This is a genomic window from Streptomyces sp. S4.7 (genome assembly GCF_010384365.1).
Taxonomy (GTDB): Bacteria; Actinomycetota; Actinomycetes; order Streptomycetales; family Streptomycetaceae; genus Streptomyces.
This window is the reverse complement of record NZ_CP048397.1, coordinates 4069906-4086158: the sequence shown is the minus strand read 5'-3', so window position 1 is coordinate 4086158 and position 16253 is coordinate 4069906. Positions and strand designations below refer to the sequence as shown.

Here is a 16253-nt window from a genome sequence, read left to right as displayed (position 1 = left end):
GGCGCACGTAGGCGTAACGAGGAGGGGCTGCTGTCGGGGTCATGATGGTCCGGCCTCGCAGCGACCTGCTTCGGGTTCGTTCACCCAGTGGTGACATGGGCGGTTTAGCCCGTTCCGTGGGGCAGCGCTAACCGTTCAGCGAGCTTCGATCAGCTGATCAACGGCCCGCCGGATCGAGTCACGCCATCGTCTACTCCATGCCCCAGTTGACGGCAACGATGACGTACAGAGGCTGTCGATCACATGCTCTGGCTTCCACATCACGTGTGGGCACTAGCTAACGAGCTCGTGCATGGTTGGCGGTGAGACGCCGAGGACTTCGGTGGGGCCCGGGGGTCACATCTGCCGTGCCGATGTCAGGTCTGCGCCCTGCTGATGAGACAGCAGGCCGGCGATGGCCTGGACCGTGTCGCTCATGTGCTCGCGGCGGCCGAGGTGGCGTGCGAGTGCCCGCCAGTTCTTGAGATGTGCGATGCCGTGCTCGACCCGGATACGGCGTGAGGAGTGCGCCTTGCGCTGGCGCTCGTACATATCCTCGTACCAGTCCGGGGCGTTCTTCTTGAACTTGCGGTGCGGTGGCGTCACCACGCGTCCGCCGGTCTGTGCGCCGAGCCCCTGGTAGCCGGCATCGGCGAGGATCTCGACCGCAGGCCCACCGGCCAGGAGCTCCACCAGCCCCAACTGGCGTGCGTGGGTGATGTCCGCGCAACTCCCGGGCTTGGTCGGGCTGCACCACAGCATGCGTCCTTCGCCGTCCGTGACCACCATGGATTTGACGGCGTTCTGCTTGTTCTTGCCGGAGATGAACTTGTCCCGGTCCTTGCGTCCTTGGGCCGGCCGCCGGACCCGGATCTCGGTGCCGTCGATGATGCCGGTCTTCCCTGTCGCGCCGAGATGGTCGACGACTTCGGCCAGAGTCCGCAGCCGTACGTCGGGGCTGATGGTGCACCCTCGCTCGGCGAGCAGGGGCCGCACCTCGTTGATGGCCCGGGTGATGGTGGAGCGGTCCACGCCAAACCAGCAGGCCAGCACGTCGTGGGTAGTCCCGTGACGGAGATGGACGAGAGTGGCCAGCAGCCGGTCGACAAACACCAGCCGGTGCTTCGCGCCGGCGCCCATGGCCCGCTTGCGCGGCCGGGAGGCAAGCCTGGCCTGGTGGCGCTCGTGCCACAACGGACCCACTTCGGCGACGAGTTCAGCGATCACATCGGCCGTCAGGCCCGTGATCCGCCGGTTGCTGATGACCAGTGCACGAGCCGAGTTCCCCACCACGCAACCATGATCAACGATCAAGGACTCGGCGTCTCACCGCCAACCATGCACGAGCTCGTTAGCCCCACCACGAGAGGCTGAAGTGCAGTTCAGGAGCGCTTTTCCCTCATGTCGCCCGGCAGGGCAACCGATGTGTCAGACTTGCTGCATGGAGGCAAAGCAGACCAGGGGAAGTTGATCCACTCGTCGGTGCGCTGCCAGACGTACTCGCACTTCACCAGCGAGTGCGTCTTCTCGTAGATGACCGCGCTGCGGACCTCGGCGACGTGATCGAGACAGAAGTCGTAAACGAGCTTGAGGGTGCGCCCGGTGTCGGCGACGTCGTCCGAGATCAGGATCTTCTTGTTGGAGAAGTCCACCACGTTCGGTACCGGTGCCAGCATGACCGGCATCGCGAGAGTCGTGCCGACTCCCGTATAGAACTCCACGTTCACCAGGTGGATGTTCTTGCAGCCGAGGGCGTAGGCGAGCCCGCCGGCGACGAACACCCCGCCGCGCGCGATGCTCAGGACGACGTCCGGCTCGTACCCGTCGTCAGCGACGGCCTGCGCCAGCTCCCGCACGGCGACGCCGAAGCGCTCGTATGTGAGGTTCTCCCGTATGTCGTCCACGTCCTTCACACCTGTGTCCGGTGGAAGTTGAGGAACGAGCGGGAGGCGGTGGGTCCGCGCTGCCCCTGGTAACGCGACCCGTAGCGCTCTGAGCCGTACGGGAACTCCGCCGGCGAGCTGAGCCGGAACAGACACAGCTGCCCGATCTTCATGCCGGGCCAGAGCTTGATGGGCAGGGTCGCGAGATTCGACAGCTCCAGGGTCACGTGCCCGGAGAAGCCGGGGTCGATGAAACCGGCGGTCGAGTGCGTGACGAGCCCCAGACGGCCGAGACTCGATTTCCCCTCCAGCCGGGAGGCGATGTCGTCGGGCAGCGAGATGACCTCGAACGACGAGGCGAGCACGAACTCACCGGGGTGCAGGATGAACGCCTCGTCCCCGGCCGGCTCCACGGTCCGCGTCAGGTCGACCTGCTCGACGGCGGGGTCGATGTGCGGATAACGGTGGTTCTCGAACACACGGAAGAACCGGTCGAGCCGCACGTCGATGCTCGACGGCTGCACCATCGATTCGTCGTAAGGGTCGATACGTACGCGCCCGGAATCGATCTCGGCCCGGATGTCCTTGTCTGAGAGAAGCACGCCCCGAGGATACGCAGAACGCGCGGGCCCACCCCAACTCGGGCAACCCCGCGCGCCCCTACCGACCACCCGCGTCAGCGCCGCCCGACCTCCACGGGTACGGCATGCCGCAACCGCGCACAACGCGGACACCGAATGAGCCGCCCGGGCCCGAGCCGCCCGTTGTCAAGCTGCTGCATCGGAAACGACGTAGTACTGAACACATGCCCTTCGGCACAGCGGACGACGGTGCGCTCCATCAAATCCATCAGGTCCCTTCCCCAAAACGCGGACGAACCCACACATTAGGGGATCAACGAACCACCGACGGAAGCGGCACTCCGACCCTGGACGCTACGCCCCAACTCCCGCGACCGACAGCGCCATCGAGCACGCGGAGTCGACAATAAGGTAGAGTGTCCACGGAAGCGCGGATGATCATCGGCGCTCCAGGCGGGTGTAGTTTAATGGTAGAACATGAGCTTCCCAAGCTCAGAGCGCGAGTTCGATTCTCGTCACCCGCTCCATGAAGGAGGCCCAAGTCAGCGACTTGGGCCTCCTTTGTTGTCTAGACCTCTCTAGGCGTCTCGTGCCCGTGCCGTGCCCGATTCCTGATCGTCCGGGCCAGTGTCAGGTTTCTTGGCCTTCTCCCGCTCCGTGCGTACGCGAGCGTCGATCCCTCGGCGGCCTCCATCTGACGTTCCCGGTGGAGTGCTGATGGATGAGGGCCGCCTTCTCCGACGACTGCCCGGCCCGCACCATCGTGTCCTTCAGCGTCGCGCCGGACTGTGTCGACAGGGTGTGCCCGGTGTGGCGGAGATCGTAGAAGCGGAAGTTGTCGGGCAACCCCACCTTCGTGCGCGCCCTGCGCCACTTCCGCCCGAAGCCGGACCGCCGGAACGGGGCACCCTTCTCCCCCACGAAGAGCGACCCGTTCGGGTCCTTCTCCGCGTACCAGGCGAGGTGTCGCTTCAGGTCGCGCTCCATGAAGCCGGGTAGCACGAGGAAGCGCCGACCGGTTGCCGACTTCGTGTCATCGTTCCCTGGGCTGCGCACCCATGAGCTGTCCACCAGCGGCACCATCAGGTCCACCCCGAGCCGGCGGTGCCAGATCAGGACAGCAACTGAACCCGAGCCAGGGGCTCGTAGGCGCTGGCAGTGGCGAGTTCGCCGAGCGTCAGACCGAACCGCCGGCGGTCGTTCTCCCACCTGATCAACGTGCGACAGCCCGCGGCGTCAAGCCGCAGCAGGTTCGCCTGCAGCTCGGCCACCTTCACCTGACATCGGCCCGTCAGCGTCGTGGTGTCCGCGTCGCACTCGGGCTTCGGCTCACCTGGCCTCGGCCGCAGCCGATCGCCGCTGCTGTGGCGGTCGAAGATTTTACGCCAAGGCGCCCTGCTCGGGTGGCCGGCCCAGGCGGCGTCGAAGTGTCGGGAGGGGAGGACGCCTTCGAGATCGGGGGAGTCAAGGAGGGCGTCGGCCCGCAGTCAGCAGGGCTGCCGATGCGACGGGCGATTCCGGCGGAGTGGTGATCAGCGGCTGCGGGCAGACACCGAGCAGACGAACGGACATACCCGCGGGTGGACAGCCGGACAGCCCCCGACCCTGCGGCTGTCCGGGGCGCCCACCCCCCTTCTCCTCCGTCCCGGCTCCGGTGGAGCAGGACTCCGGGGCAGCCCGTCAGGCGAACCCGGGTGGGATGGGCGTGCGGGGGGCAGCACGGGCACAGGCGCCTTGTGTGGTGGCGCCGTAGCGGACGATCTCGGCATCGATGTCTAGTTCGCCGCGCCGAGCGCGGGCCTCGTCGTCGACGAGGTGCGCGGGTAGCACCCAGCAGACCTCGAACTCCAGGCCGTCCGGGTCTTTGGCGTAGACGCCCTTGGTGGTGCCGTGATCGGTGGCGCCGACCAGGGCTCCGCGTTTGGACAACCGCTCGGCGACGATGCGCAGGTCGCCAAGTGTCGGGACCTCCCAGGCAATATGGTAAAGGCCGGTCTCGCCCCGACCGGCCCTCGTCTCTTCGGCCTGTGCGCCGATGCCGAACAGGCCGAGATCGTGGTCATTGTCGGATTCCGGTGCCCGGAGAAAAAATCGCCTTCCGAGGGGCCTCTCCGGATTCGACGACCACCCGGAGTCCGAGGGTTTCCGTGTAGAAACGGGTGCTGGCGTCCGCGTCGCGCACCCACAGCACCGCGTGATTGAGCCCTCGGACCGGCCCGCTGCTCCAGACCAGTCGGTGGTTCTTGAACCCGGCCGGGGTGGTGGCGACCTCCAGCTGGTAGGCGCGCTGGCGGGTACGGGGGCCGAGGTCGGGGACCTGCCAGCTGAACCGGGGCCGTTGTCCGGCGGTGGTACCCAGAGCCTGCGGCAGCAGGTCGGTCAGCAGGCCGGTGGGCGCAGGGGGCGCGCCCTTGCCTCTGCCCTGCGCGGCGGCGGACGCCCGGGGTCCGGTGAACACGACAGCGGCGGACGCGGCGGCCCCCAGCTGCAGGGCAGTTCTGCGCGTCGGGTGTCTGGACATGGGCAGCCCCAGTGGATGAAAGGTTTCATTCGGGTGCTCGGAGGCTAGGCGCTGTTCAGAAAGCGGGTCAACGGATTGGACGAAAGAAACGACCGAGGTAGAAGTGAAACGATATATTCCGACGGAGCTGACCTCTCGCTCCGAATCGACCTGCGATCACTGTCAGGGGCACGTGGCCCACGACGAAGGCCCAAGTCAGCGACTTGGGCCTTGCTCGTTGTCCAGACCTCTTCGGACCTCTCGCACCGTCGACACGTACGAAGTCCCTACGACGGCCTGAACCACCGCCCGCAGTTCGCCCCGAGGGGGTACGCGGTGCGGCTGCGTACAGCGTGGCGGCCTTTGCGGAGGACACTGGTCCCATGGCCCTACCCAAAGCGCATCACTGCTTGACCTGCTCGGAAGGTGCCGCGCAGGACTCGGTCCTTCACGAGGACCTCGTCGTCGGAGCACCGCTCTCCATGGAGGAACTCACCGACGCACAGCGCCTCGACCGGTTCGCCCGTAAGTATGCCCACGACGGTTGTCAGGTCAGAGAGGTCCGCCGGGTGCCGCACGAGGGCTTGAGCGGCTACGCCTGGTCCGTCCGCTTCACCGAGAGTTCGTGACGAGTTGATCTCCCAGGATGCCTGAGAGGAGGAAGCCCGCGCGGCGCGCGGCTTCGGGGCGTCCACGACCTTCCGGCCGTCGGTGAACACGGCTACGGCACCCGCGCGGGGGAGGTCAGCCTGCCGTCGATGTCGGCGGTGACGCGACCCTCGACCATGGTCGCGACGACGCGGTGGCGGAACGTCATGCCGTGGAACGGGGTGTTGTCCGACGCGCTGACCGACTCGGTCCGGTCCACCCGCCAGTCGGCCCGGGGGTCCACCAGGGTGAACGTCGCGGGCTCCCCCGCGCGCAGCGGACGGCCCGCCACGTCGGCGAGCCCCGCGATACGGGCGGGGCGCGTCGACATCACCGTGGCCAGAAGGCCCCAGTCGGGTTCGCTCCCGGCGCCCAGCGCCTCCGCGACCACCGGGAGCGCGGTCTCCAGGCCCAGCATGCCGAAGGGCGCCTCGCACCAGTGGTTGTCCTTGCTCGACGCGGTGTGCGGGGCGTGGTCGGTGGCGACGGCGTCGATGGTTCCGTCGCGCAGGGCCGCGCGCAGCGCCGCCACGTCCTCGGCGCCGCGCAGGGGCGGAGTCACCTTGTGCAGAGGGTCGGTGTCGCGCGTCATGAGATCGGTCAGCAGCAGGTGGTGCGGGGTCACTTCGGCTGTTATCGGCCAGCCTCGCGACTTGGCCCATCTGACGATTTCGACGGTGCCCGCCGTGGAGACGTGACAGATGTGCAGGCGTCCGCCGGTGGCCCCGGCGAGTACCACGTCCCGGGCGACGATCGTCTCCTCGCCCGTCGCCGGCCAGGGCGGCAGACCGGTGGCCCGCGCCGCCGCGCCGGCGTTGACCTGGCCCCGCTCCACGAGACGCGGGCACTGCGCGTGCTGGGCGACGAGGGTTCCCGTGCGGCGGGCCGCCTCCAGCGCCCGCAGCAGGAGCCCGGGGTCGTCGACACATACCCCGTCGTCGGAGAACATCAGGGCGCCGGCCGCGGCCATGCCGTCCAGGGGTGCGAGGTCGCGGCCGGCGAGCCCGCTGGTGACGGCCCCCGCCGGGTGTACCCGGCAGGACGCGGTTCGTGCCGCCCGCTCGATGATGTGCCGTACCCGCTCCGGGGTGTCGGTCACCGGCACGCAGTTGGCCATGGCGAGCACGTCGGAGTATCCGCCGTGCGCTGCCGCCCTCGTGCCGCTCGCGATGGTCTCCGAGGCGGTGTCACCGGGCTCACGCAGGTGGGTTGGAGGTCCACCAAGGCCGGCAGCATGATCAGACCGTCGCATTCGGCTGTCGTCGCGTCCGCGGCACTCGTGCGTCCCCGTTCCCGGGGGCCGTAACGGCGGCGATCCGACTGCCCCGTACGGTCACGTCCCGGGGCGCGCCACCAAGAGGCCGGACGCCCCGCAGGATCATCGTCCCCGGGGAGCCGTTCACCGGTCCGCGCCCACGTGCGCATCCGGGTCCATGAGGCGGAAGACCGGTCCGTCCGCGCAGATCAGCGGGGACTCCTCGGGACCGCTTCTGGTCCCGGTCGCGCAGCCGTGGCAGTACCCGAGGCCGCAGGCCATGTGGGCTTCCAGCGATACCTGGACGTCCGCCGCCCAGCGTCGGCCGAGCTCCTCGCAGAGCCGGGCCAGCCGCTCCGAACCGCACGTCATGATCTGCTGTGGAGGGGCCTGGTCGGGTTCCCCGTCAGCGTGTCCCGGAGCCGGGTCAGGTCGCTGCTGCCGGTGTCGTCGGTGACCTCGTGCAGTCTTTTCACACCGGCCGCGCGGTAGACGTCCGCGCCCACGCCGCCCGCGCACTCTCGATGGAACAGGGTTACGCGGGCACCGTCTCCCCCGGCCGCTTCCGCCCCTCACCCGAACCGGCCGGGTAGGTCCGACACCACCGCCGGCCGCGAACACACGCGACGCCGACGTTCTCGCCGACCTCCGCCGACCTCCGCCGACGTTCGCCGACCTCCGGCGACGTTCGGCGACGTTCGGCGACGTTCGGCGACGTTCGGCGACGTTCGGCGACGTTCGGCGAGCAAGTTTCGGGCCCCACAGTCCCGTTCGCACGGCGGACGCCGACCAGGCCCCGACGCGCCCGGCGCCGAGAGGGTCATGGAGTTCCCGTCCCCCGCCGTTCGCATCGAGCCCCCTATTTTGGCCCCTGGCCTACGCCGAGCGCGCAGGCACCTCATCGGCGTCGAAACGCCGATGTCCGGAAGGCCGGGCCGCCGCGTCGGGAACAGCCGGTCCGGCCGGCACGGTTGCATGGACAGAGGGGCCAACGCCGTACGGACGGGGGGACACCGAGACCCTATGGTCGTCGGCCCACCATGATCCGGGCCTCGGCATCGCGGTACGTACGCCGCGTACTCGGACCAAGACGTAATTCCGCAGGAGGACTGTTTCTCATGAATGACCGGCCTTTGACGCTCATGGCAGTGCACGCTCACCCCGACGACGAGGCCTCCGGAACCGGAGGGGTCCTCGCGCGGTACGCGGCGGAAGGCATCCGCACCGTTCTCGTGACGTGTACCGACGGCGGCTGCGGTGACGGGCCGGGGGGCGTCAAGCCGGGCGATCCCGGTCACGATCCGGCGGCCGTCGCCGCGATGCGCCGCCAGGAACTCAAGTCGAGCTGTGACGTCCTGAAGATCAGCGATCTGGAGATGCTGGACTACGCCGACTCCGGGATGGAGGGCTGGCCCAGCAACCACGCCCCCGGATCCTTCTGGCAGACCCCCGTGGAGGACAGCGCCGCCAGACTCGCGGAACTCATGCGGCACTACAGGCCCGATGTGGTCGTCACCTACGACGAGAACGGCTTCTACGGCCACCCCGACCACATCCAGGCCCACCGGATCACGATGGCGGCGCTGGAGATGACCGCGCTGACACCGAAGGTGTACTGGACGACGATGCCCCGCTCGATGATGGAGCGGTTCGGGGAGACCATGCGCGAGTTCCAGGAGGACATGCCGGAGCCGGATCCTGCCGAGACCGCCGCGATGGCCGAGATCGGCCTCCCCGACGACGAGATCACCACGTGGGTGGACACCACCGCCTTCAGCGGCCAGAAGTTCGACGCGCTCGCCGCGCACGCCAGTCAGGGCGAGAACATCTTCTTCCTCAAGATGGGCAAGGAGAGGTTCGGCGAGTTGATGGGCACGGAGACCTTCGTACGTGTCAAAGACGCCACCGGGGCGGCCGTACCCGAGAACGACCTCTTCGCCGGACTGCGCTGATCCGCCCGGCCGGAGCCGGGGCCGGTTCATGGGCCTCGGACCTCCCCCCGTCGCCTCGGTGCCCCGGGCGTGTCCGGGGCACCAGGGCGGTGGTCCGGGGCACCAGGGCGGTGGTCCGTCCGTGGCCGGCCGCGAAGGCGTGGACAGGTGAGCGAAGGGTCAGGGCGTGCTGTTGTCCCGTATGCGAGGGATGATCGAAGCATGAGAGGCGACGATCCTCTGGTGCTCGGTGCGGAGCCGGGCCTACAGGGCTTCAAGGAGGCGGTGACGGGGGCAGCCGCGCCGGTGACGGGTCCTGCCCGGCGGGTCCGCGCCGGAGAAGCCGTCGAGCTCGGCGGCTCCGTGCGGTCGTCGGCCCCGCAGCGGGGGAGGGGGCGGGGTGAATGAAGGATCTCTCCTCAGACGGTACGAAGCGCTCCTGGGCGCCGTACCGCAGTCCGTCTGGGTGATGTCGGCCGACGGGGTCGTCACTCTGCTGATGGACAGCGGGATGCCGGAGAGGCTGTGGCACCCCGACGGTGAGAGCTCATGGATGGACGCGGTGCATCCGAAGGACCGGGACTGGTTCCAGAGGGCGTGGCGCAAGGCCAATCAGCAGCGGTCCTCCCTCGACACGATCGTACGAGTACGGCTTGAGAACGCCCCCGACCGTTTCCGCCACATCAAGATCATCGCTGCACCTGTCCCGGACCGGAGCGGGAAACTGGAGTGGGTCGGTACCGCCACCGATGCCGAGGACCACTGGCGTACCCGTATGCGGGAGAAGCTGCTGGCCCGTATGGCACCGGTACCGGCCGCGCACAATCTGTCCGAGGCCTTTCTGACCACTGCGGCAGCGGTCGTGCCTGAACTTGCCGACGCCGTCGCCGTCTTCCACGTGCGGGGCGAGGCCCAAGCCGCTTTCCGCACTTCCGAGGGCGTACCGGCCGCGGCGTTGGCGGAGCGGGTGGGGCTGGCCCCCGGACTGCCTCCCATCCACCCGTTGGACGCGGACTTCCTGCTGGGGCGGGCCGCGCAAGCGGCCATCGAGAGCCAGAAGGCGGAGCTGTTGACCTTCCCGCCCGGAGGGCCGCCCGAAGACAGTCTTTCCAAGATCTCCGTCCGGTGGCTGAGGGAGGCCGACGCGACGAGCGTGGCCCTGCTGCCCGTCGTGGTGGACAACCGGACCGTCGCGCTGGCGACCACAGCGACCTGCCGGGGCAACCCGCCCTCGGACGAGGCCGACCTGTACCTGTTGCAGGACGTCTTCCAGCAGATGAGCGGGCCCCTGCGCCGGACGATGGAACTGCAGAGCATCCGCGACACGGCCCTCGTGCTGCAGCAGTCCTTCCTGGCGGCGCCGCCGACCGTCGAAGGTCTCGTCATCACGGCGCTCTACCATCCGGCCGACTCGGCCGCCGAGGTCGGCGGGGACTGGTACGACGCCGTCCGGCTCTCGGCCGACTCACTCGCCCTGTCCATCGGCGACATCGCAGGTCACGACGTGGACGCGGCCACCGCGATGGGGCGTGTCAACAGCATGCTGAGGGGACTCGCCTACGACAGCGGCCCGGCCGCCAGCCCGGCGGCCACCCTGAGCCGGCTCGACCGCATCGTGCAGGCGCTCGACAGCCCGTCGATGGTCACGGCGGTGCACGCGGTCCTGCACCGGCAGGCGGAGAACGCCTGGCACATCGCTCTGTCCAACGCCGGCCACCCGCCACCCCTGCTGATCCCGGCCGACGCGCCGTCGCGTTACCTGCACGACCTCGCGGCCCCGGACCCGCCCCTGTGCGTCGGCGAGGCCCTCCCCCGTACCGACCTCCACGCGGTCATCCGGGAGGGCGACACCTTGGTGCTCTACACCGACGGACTCGTGGAGGTGCCGCGCACGGACATCGGTGACGGTCTGCGGCGCCTGCGTGAGCAGACCGACGCACTGGTCCGGAAGGGGGCATCGCAGCTGACGCTGATCCGAGGGCTCCTGCCGCCCGTCCAGAACCGCTGGGACGACATCGCCGTCATCGCCCTGCAAGCCCGGAGGGAGCGGTGATGCCCCGTCGGCCGTACGGAGGGCCTTACCCGCGGTTCCGGGGATACGCGGAGCGGCAGGTCCGCTTCGCCGGCTCGCGGCCGGCTTGCCGAACGCTTCTTCATCGCGCCGTTCCCGCCCTTCGCGCCGTTGCCGCTGTTTCGCTTGCGACCGGAACATCACGTTCATACCGTTAGTGAGCCGTCCTTGACCGAAAGAGGCGCCACATGAACGCTCCGCACGATCGACAGAGCGGGCTCGCCACCTCGCGCGCCCACTCCGCGCGGGTGTACGACTACATCCTGGGCGGCAGGGATCACTACCCCGTCGACATCGAAGCGGGCGACGCCATGTGCCGGCACTGGCCCGCCCTGCCCGTCCACATGATGGAAAACCGCCGATTCATGCACCGCGCCGGCCGCTTCCTCGCCGAGGAGCGAGGCATTCGGCAGTTCCTCGACGTCGGGACCGGTCTGCCGACCTCGCCCAACCTGCATGAGGTCGTGCAGGAGGTGGCGCCGGAATCACATGTGGTCTACGTCGACAACGATCCCGTCGTCCTCGCCCACGCCCGCGCCCTGCTGCAGAGCTCGGCCGAAGGGGCCACCGCGTACGTGGACGCCGACATGCACCACCCCGACACCATTCTGGACAGCCCCGAGTTCCGCGACCTCATCGATCTGAACCGGCCCGTCGGCCTGATGGTGATCGGCATCCTGCACTTCATCCTGCCTCCGGACGACCGGCGCCTGATCAAGCGGCTGCTGGAACCGCTGCCGTCCGGCAGTTATCTGGCGATGACCATCGGCACCGCCGACTTCGCACCCGAGGAGGTCAACCGGGTGGCGGAGGAGTACAGGCAGCAGAACATGCCCATGGCGCTACGCGATCTCCCCACCGCCACATCGTTCTTCGAGGGACTGGAACTGGAGGAACCAGGAGTCACCCAGGTGCACACCTGGCACCCCGGCCCTGAACAGGCCGGCATCGACGGCCGCGACATCGCCATGTACGGGGCGGTTGCCAGAAAGCCCTGAAGCGACCTGCGCCGGGGGGATGCCTCGTACGGGGCGCGGGTTCGCCCGGCGTCCCGCGAAGGAGTGGCCGAGCCGTGTACGTGACAGCGGACGGGAACTGGGCCGCTCCTCGCCAGATCGTCAGGGCGCCCTGGAGAAAGGCGATGTCCGGCATCGCGGTCGACTTCGTCGAGATCACGAACAGAGCGATGTCCCCCGAGGGGCCCTTGATGCAGATCTCGCTGCCGTTCGCCGCCCCGGCGAGCGGGAGGGGGTGGTTCTTTCCGTGCTTGAGCAGCCGACGGCACTCGTCGAGGGTGCCGTCCGGCTTGCCGTACAGCTGGAGGAACACGCTCGTGTCGCTCTCCAGTTGGCAACCGATCGACGGACAGCCGAAACGGATGTCCCCCGTGCGGCCCTTCGCTTCCGCGTCCGGATTCTTCAGGTTCACCGAGTTCATCGGCCCGCTCCCCCACTTTGATGCACTGGCCAACGGCATCAGCCTAAGGGGCAGGACGAAGATCCCCGGAATGAAAGGGCGGACCCGGGCTCACCGACAGCCCGGCCGATGCCGGGGCGGCGAAAGGCCTGGCGTGCGGGACCGGCGGAACCGGGTAACGTCTTTGTCATGTTCTGCCAGACGCCGATTTACGAGTGAGAGCGTGATGAGCCCCTGCTGACGTCCCTCGATGTCGCCACGCCCGTCCCCCACCAGTAGATCCGTAGATCCCTTCACATCACTCCGGGAGAACCCATGACCGTGAGCAAGAACATCAACAACCCCGTGGGCATGGGCGGCGGCCAGCGCAAGAGGCTGTCCCGCGCCGAACGGCAGAACAATGGCCCGCACCGCAACCTCGACCGCAAGGGCGCCGCCGAACGGAAGGCGGAACTGGTGCGCAAGATGCGCGAGAAGGCGGGCGAGGGCGCGGAACAGTCCGGCGACGACACCGCCCAGAGCTGACGCACCGCTGCCACGGGGTCGGCTCCTAACGGGTGAATACGGACGGTCGGCAAGTGAGGTCGGCGGGGCCCGGGAAGTTGATTGTGCGTACCGGACAGTCGATGGGCACGGAGCGTCCCTATGCCGAAGTTCCTCATCCAAGCCACTTATACGACCGAGGGCACGAAGGGTCTGCTCAGCGAGGGCGCGAGTGGGCGGCGCGATGCCGTCGAGCAGGTCGTCACCGGGCTCGGCGGGAAGGTCGAGGCCATGTACTTCGCCTTCGGGGAGGACGACATCGTGCTCATCATCGATTTCCCCGACCCCGTCTCCATGGCCGCCGTCTCTCTCACCGTCAAGGCCAGCGGCGCCCTTCACACCCGGGCCACCCCGCTCCTCACCATCGACGAGATCGACGAGGCGGCGCGCCGGCAGGTGAACTTCCGTGCCCCCGGCCCGTAGCGCGACCGGCCCAAATGAGCTGTGAGTGTTGGGACTTGGACGGGTCGGACTCGTTCACCGCTCCGGGAAACCGTAGGAGTACCCCTGCTCCCTCAGCCACGGCAGCACCCCGCGCAGCGCGGCCACCGTCTGGGAGCGGTCGCCTCCCGCGTCGTGGAACAGGACTGTCGGGCCGTTGGGGATCTCCCGCTTCACCGTGGCGACCATGGCGTCCGCGCCGGGGCGTTCGAAGTCCTTGGAGTCGACGTTCCAGCCCAGCGGGCGCATCCCCCGGGACGCGGCGAGTTCCCGGCTGTACGGGGTGAAAGCGCCGCCAGGTGCCCGGTAGTACTGCGGGCGGACGCCTCCCGACGCCTTGGTGATCATGCGCTCGGCGTCCAGGATCTGCTGGGACTGGTAGGCCTCGGACTTGGTGTCCATGGTGGTGTCGTGCGAGACCGTGTGGTTGCACAGCCGGTGTCCGGCCGCCACGACCTGCTTGACCAGGTCCGGGTGCGCCTGGGCCTGGGTGCCCACCATGCAGAACGTGGCCTTCGTGTCGTTGTCCTTCAGCAGTTGCAGCACCTGCGGCGTCCAGGCCGGGTCCGGTCCGTCGTCGATCGTGATGTTGACGCCCCGGGCGCCGCCGTCAGAGGCGTGGACGATCTCCGCCGACACCTCGGCCACCTTCCGGTCCGGGTCGTCCGGGACCGAGACAGGTGCCTTCGGCTGCGCCGCCGTGGGGTTGGCCTGCGCGCTCCACATGGAGGTGGCCGCGGCGACCGCCGTCACCCCGAGCGCCGCCGCGACAAGCCGGCCCTGCCATCCCCTTCCCTTGTGCCTTGCCATGTCCGCCCACCCCTTCGCTGTCTCCGCCGATACTCTGCAACGAAGGAGACAGGCGAACGCCCGCGCGAGATCCCGCTGTTACCGATCACGGACGAATCCGCAGGGGACCGGCGACAAACGCGGGATCTCCGCGACCCGCGAGGCGGATGACAGGGCGGGGGACGGACGTGGCCTCAAGGACGGGCGGTTGCGGTCACGCGGTCACCGGGGTCACGCGGTCAGCGGGACGGAGTGGATCTCGTCCGCCTGGTGGCCCGTCCGGCCGTGGATGCGCTGGACCGCCTCGGCCGAGGGGGCGTCGGAGAGGCAGTAGACCGTGCCGGACCGCGGGTCCGCCCAGACCTTCTCGAAGTGGACGCCTTCTTCGCTCTCGATGTCGGCGTCGGCCTTGTGGGCCTGCTTCAGCTGGTCGGCGGTGATGCCCTTCATTCCGCGGTGGACGTCCATGAACTGGGTCATGACGTCGCACCTCCTTCCTAGGTTCACGTCCCGGCGTTCAGTATCACGAGGTGCCGGAGCGTCATTTCCATCGTGCGCCCGCAGGACCGCGGTGGCGAATTCTCACCGGTGGGTCCCCGGAGCGGCCACGCGGAGCAGTCAGCCGGTGCCCGACCGTGCCCCGTTCCCCGGTGGGTCGGTGCGATCCGCGAAGGTGCCTTCCAGCATGCCGGTGGCCTGACCGACCTCGATCAGATAGCCGTCCGGGTCCCTGACGTAGCAGCGGAGTTCGGCCTTGCGGTCGAGGGGCTCCGTGAGGAATCGCGCGCCCTTGGCGGTCGCCTGCTCGTGGAAGGCCGCGATGTCGGCCACCCGTACGTTGAGGAAGGAGGACACGGGGTCACCGGGTTCGGGAGCGGTGAGGACGACGTCGGGCTTGTCGGGGGTGGGGCCGCCCCCGGGGTTCATGATGATCCAGCCGTTGGCGATCTTCACGATGCAGGGGTTCTCCGCCAGCACCACCTGCCCGCCGAACACGTCGGCGTAGAAACGGCGGGAGACCGCGACGTCCCGCACGGTCAGGAAGTGGGTCAGCACCAGGCCCTGCGCGGGCGTCGGCCAGTCGTCACGGGAAGTCATGAGGTCGTCCTTCCGGTTCTTCCGCTCGGGTGCCGCTGCTCCTGCTCGGCTGCTGTCGCCCGGCCGCCGGAGCGTCACCGGTCGGCCCAGCGCTCCGGGTCCGTCTCCAGTGCCGCCCGGTCCCATCCGGCCCCGTCCGCGGCTGCCGCGTACGTGCTCCGCAGGAAGCCGGCGAGTGCACGGTCCGGGTCGTCGGCGGTGCGTACCGCCTCGTACGGCAGCAGGAACTGCCCGTTCTGCCTGCTGTAGAAGGCGTCCGACGGGGTGACCGGGCTGTCGGCGAACCCGGCCGGCTCCGGGTAGGCGTACGAGTAGAAGGCCCCCTCCTCCCCGCCGCCGGGCCAGAACCCGCAACTGCTCAGCTCGTGCGAGTAGCCCTCCACCATCACCCAGTCACCGCAGTTCGGGGCGCCCCCGGGATGTGTGGGGGCGCGGCGTCCGGAGAACCGGGTGCACGCCAGGTCCATGGCCCCCCAGAAGAAGTGCACCGGGCTCACCTTGCCGACGAACTGACCACGGAACTCCCCCAACACGCGGTTCGCCTGGAGGAGTTGCCGCCAGAACAGCTGCGCCGCATACGGGTCGTAGGTGTGGTGCTGGTAGTCCGTCGAGAACGGGACTGCCGGCTCGACCTCGTTCGGATGGTCCTGGATGGCCGTGGGTACGCCCAGCTCCTCCAGCGTCCGCCCGACGCGGGCGTGGAAGTCGGCCACCGGCATGGACTCCAGTGCGATGGAGTGGGCGCCGCCTTCACTGGTGCGGACACGCAACATGTGGTCGACGAAGTCGAACTCGACGTCGAAGGCCCCGACGCCGTAGGGGACGGCGGAGGTGGTCAGCCCCCGGGGGGTCACATAAAGGGCCACCTGCCACCAGTGGTTGAGCAGCGGGGCGTGTGCCAGCCGGACCTTGCCCACGATCTGTACCCACATGTGCAGCGTGTCGCGGGTCTCGACCCATTCGTCGACGCGCAACCGCGGCCACGCCGACCGGGTCAGGGAGGTTTCCGTCGTTCCCATGATCGTGGTCCTCTGCTCGGCGGCGTCGGACAACTCCCCGCGTACGCCGTCGGCCCGGCCGGAGCATCGGCCGCGGCGCCACCCCCGCTCCTCCACCCT

20 protein-coding genes and 1 tRNA gene are annotated in these 16253 nt (G+C 68.9%); 7 read left to right on the top strand and 14 right to left on the bottom strand.

Annotated elements, in window-relative coordinates; genetic code table 11:
• Positions 1-336: 336 nt before the first annotated feature.
• The 3 genes from SSPS47_RS18195 to dcd all read right to left on the bottom strand — a co-directional run bounded on the left by SSPS47_RS18195 (position 337) and on the right by dcd (position 2464).
• Positions 337-1272 (bottom strand): transposase family protein, encoded by a 936-nt coding sequence (locus SSPS47_RS18195; RefSeq protein ID WP_203557751.1) that lies wholly within the window; start codon positions 1270-1272, stop codon positions 337-339.
• 89 nt (positions 1273-1361) lie between these two features.
• Positions 1362-1883 carry a phosphoribosyltransferase gene (locus SSPS47_RS18190; protein WP_164252009.1) on the bottom strand — a complete coding sequence of 174 codons (522 nt, stop codon included), beginning with the start codon at positions 1881-1883 and terminating at the stop codon, positions 1362-1364.
• Positions 1884-1888: 5 nt separating this feature from the next.
• Entirely contained in the window at positions 1889-2464 is a 576-nt protein-coding gene (dcd, locus tag SSPS47_RS18185; protein WP_147873493.1) for a dCTP deaminase, read from the bottom strand.
• Positions 2465-2896: 432 nt separating this feature from the next.
• Here dcd and SSPS47_RS18180 point away from each other — a divergent pair.
• Positions 2897-2970: transfer RNA gene (locus SSPS47_RS18180), tRNA-Gly, on the top strand.
• Positions 2971-3073: 103 nt separating this feature from the next.
• Here the strand turns inward: SSPS47_RS18180 and SSPS47_RS18175 are convergent.
• From SSPS47_RS18175 to SSPS47_RS36250, 4 genes are all read right to left on the bottom strand, one after another.
• Complete coding sequence (locus SSPS47_RS18175) at positions 3074-3430, bottom strand: hypothetical protein (RefSeq protein WP_239064961.1); 357 nt, start codon at positions 3428-3430, stop codon at positions 3074-3076.
• Positions 3431-3555: 125 nt separating this feature from the next.
• On the bottom strand, positions 3556-3714 hold the full coding sequence (locus SSPS47_RS18170; RefSeq protein ID WP_164252008.1) for a hypothetical protein: 159 nt from the start codon (positions 3712-3714) through the stop codon (positions 3556-3558).
• Positions 3715-4123: 409 nt separating this feature from the next.
• Positions 4124-4423 (bottom strand): hypothetical protein, encoded by a 300-nt coding sequence (locus SSPS47_RS36255; protein ID WP_343234926.1) that lies wholly within the window; start codon positions 4421-4423, stop codon positions 4124-4126.
• A gap of 79 nt (positions 4424-4502) precedes the next feature.
• A complete protein-coding gene (locus SSPS47_RS36250) occupies positions 4503-4964 on the bottom strand; it encodes a VOC family protein (protein ID WP_343234891.1) in 462 nt (153 codons plus the stop codon).
• A gap of 362 nt (positions 4965-5326) precedes the next feature.
• On the opposite strand from SSPS47_RS36250, the gene SSPS47_RS18160 reads away from it, so the two are divergent.
• Positions 5327-5572: a hypothetical protein gene (locus SSPS47_RS18160; RefSeq protein WP_164252007.1), complete on the top strand. Its 246-nt coding sequence runs from the start codon at positions 5327-5329 to the stop codon at positions 5570-5572.
• Positions 5573-5664: 92 nt separating this feature from the next.
• On the opposite strand, the gene SSPS47_RS18155 is transcribed toward SSPS47_RS18160, so the two are convergent.
• The 3 genes from SSPS47_RS18155 to SSPS47_RS35515 form a co-directional block, all read right to left on the bottom strand.
• Positions 5665-6843: a dihydroorotase gene (locus SSPS47_RS18155; protein WP_239064960.1), complete on the bottom strand. Its 1179-nt coding sequence runs from the start codon at positions 6841-6843 to the stop codon at positions 5665-5667.
• Between the two features lie 147 nt (positions 6844-6990).
• On the bottom strand, positions 6991-7218 hold the full coding sequence (locus tag SSPS47_RS35520) for a hypothetical protein (protein WP_239064959.1): 228 nt from the start codon (positions 7216-7218) through the stop codon (positions 6991-6993).
• Positions 7215-7352: a hypothetical protein gene (locus tag SSPS47_RS35515; RefSeq protein WP_239064958.1), complete on the bottom strand. Its 138-nt coding sequence runs from the start codon at positions 7350-7352 to the stop codon at positions 7215-7217. The genes SSPS47_RS35520 and SSPS47_RS35515 overlap by 4 nt, the downstream gene beginning before the upstream one ends.
• A gap of 612 nt (positions 7353-7964) precedes the next feature.
• Here SSPS47_RS35515 and SSPS47_RS18140 point away from each other — a divergent pair.
• The 5 genes from SSPS47_RS18140 (at position 7965) to SSPS47_RS18120 (ending at position 13230) form a co-directional block, all read left to right on the top strand.
• Complete coding sequence (locus SSPS47_RS18140) at positions 7965-8798, top strand: PIG-L family deacetylase (RefSeq protein ID WP_164252006.1); 834 nt, start codon at positions 7965-7967, stop codon at positions 8796-8798.
• 379 nt (positions 8799-9177) lie between these two features.
• A complete protein-coding gene (locus SSPS47_RS18135; RefSeq protein WP_164252005.1) occupies positions 9178-10830 on the top strand; it encodes a SpoIIE family protein phosphatase in 1653 nt (550 codons plus the stop codon).
• Between the two features lie 206 nt (positions 10831-11036).
• Positions 11037-11846, top strand: a complete 810-nt coding sequence (locus tag SSPS47_RS18130; RefSeq protein ID WP_164252004.1) for an SAM-dependent methyltransferase — start codon at positions 11037-11039, stop codon at positions 11844-11846.
• 733 nt (positions 11847-12579) lie between these two features.
• Positions 12580-12789, top strand: coding sequence for a DUF6243 family protein (locus SSPS47_RS18125; RefSeq protein ID WP_147873433.1), 210 nt, complete (start codon positions 12580-12582; stop codon positions 12787-12789).
• Between the two features lie 120 nt (positions 12790-12909).
• Positions 12910-13230: a GYD domain-containing protein gene (locus SSPS47_RS18120; RefSeq protein WP_164252003.1), complete on the top strand. Its 321-nt coding sequence runs from the start codon at positions 12910-12912 to the stop codon at positions 13228-13230.
• 54 nt (positions 13231-13284) lie between these two features.
• Here the strand turns inward: SSPS47_RS18120 and SSPS47_RS18115 are convergent, their stop codons facing one another.
• The 4 genes from SSPS47_RS18115 to SSPS47_RS18100 all read right to left on the bottom strand — a co-directional run bounded on the left by SSPS47_RS18115 (position 13285) and on the right by SSPS47_RS18100 (position 16154).
• Positions 13285-14058 (bottom strand): polysaccharide deacetylase family protein, encoded by a 774-nt coding sequence (locus tag SSPS47_RS18115; RefSeq protein WP_164252002.1) that lies wholly within the window; start codon positions 14056-14058, stop codon positions 13285-13287.
• 210 nt (positions 14059-14268) lie between these two features.
• Positions 14269-14517: an SCO4226 family nickel-binding protein gene (locus SSPS47_RS18110; protein WP_164252001.1), complete on the bottom strand. Its 249-nt coding sequence runs from the start codon at positions 14515-14517 to the stop codon at positions 14269-14271.
• Positions 14518-14655: 138 nt separating this feature from the next.
• Positions 14656-15135, bottom strand: coding sequence for a VOC family protein (locus SSPS47_RS18105; protein ID WP_164252000.1), 480 nt, complete (start codon positions 15133-15135; stop codon positions 14656-14658).
• A gap of 74 nt (positions 15136-15209) precedes the next feature.
• On the bottom strand, positions 15210-16154 hold the full coding sequence (locus SSPS47_RS18100; protein ID WP_164251999.1) for a DUF5996 family protein: 945 nt from the start codon (positions 16152-16154) through the stop codon (positions 15210-15212).
• Positions 16155-16253 lie beyond the last annotated feature (99 nt).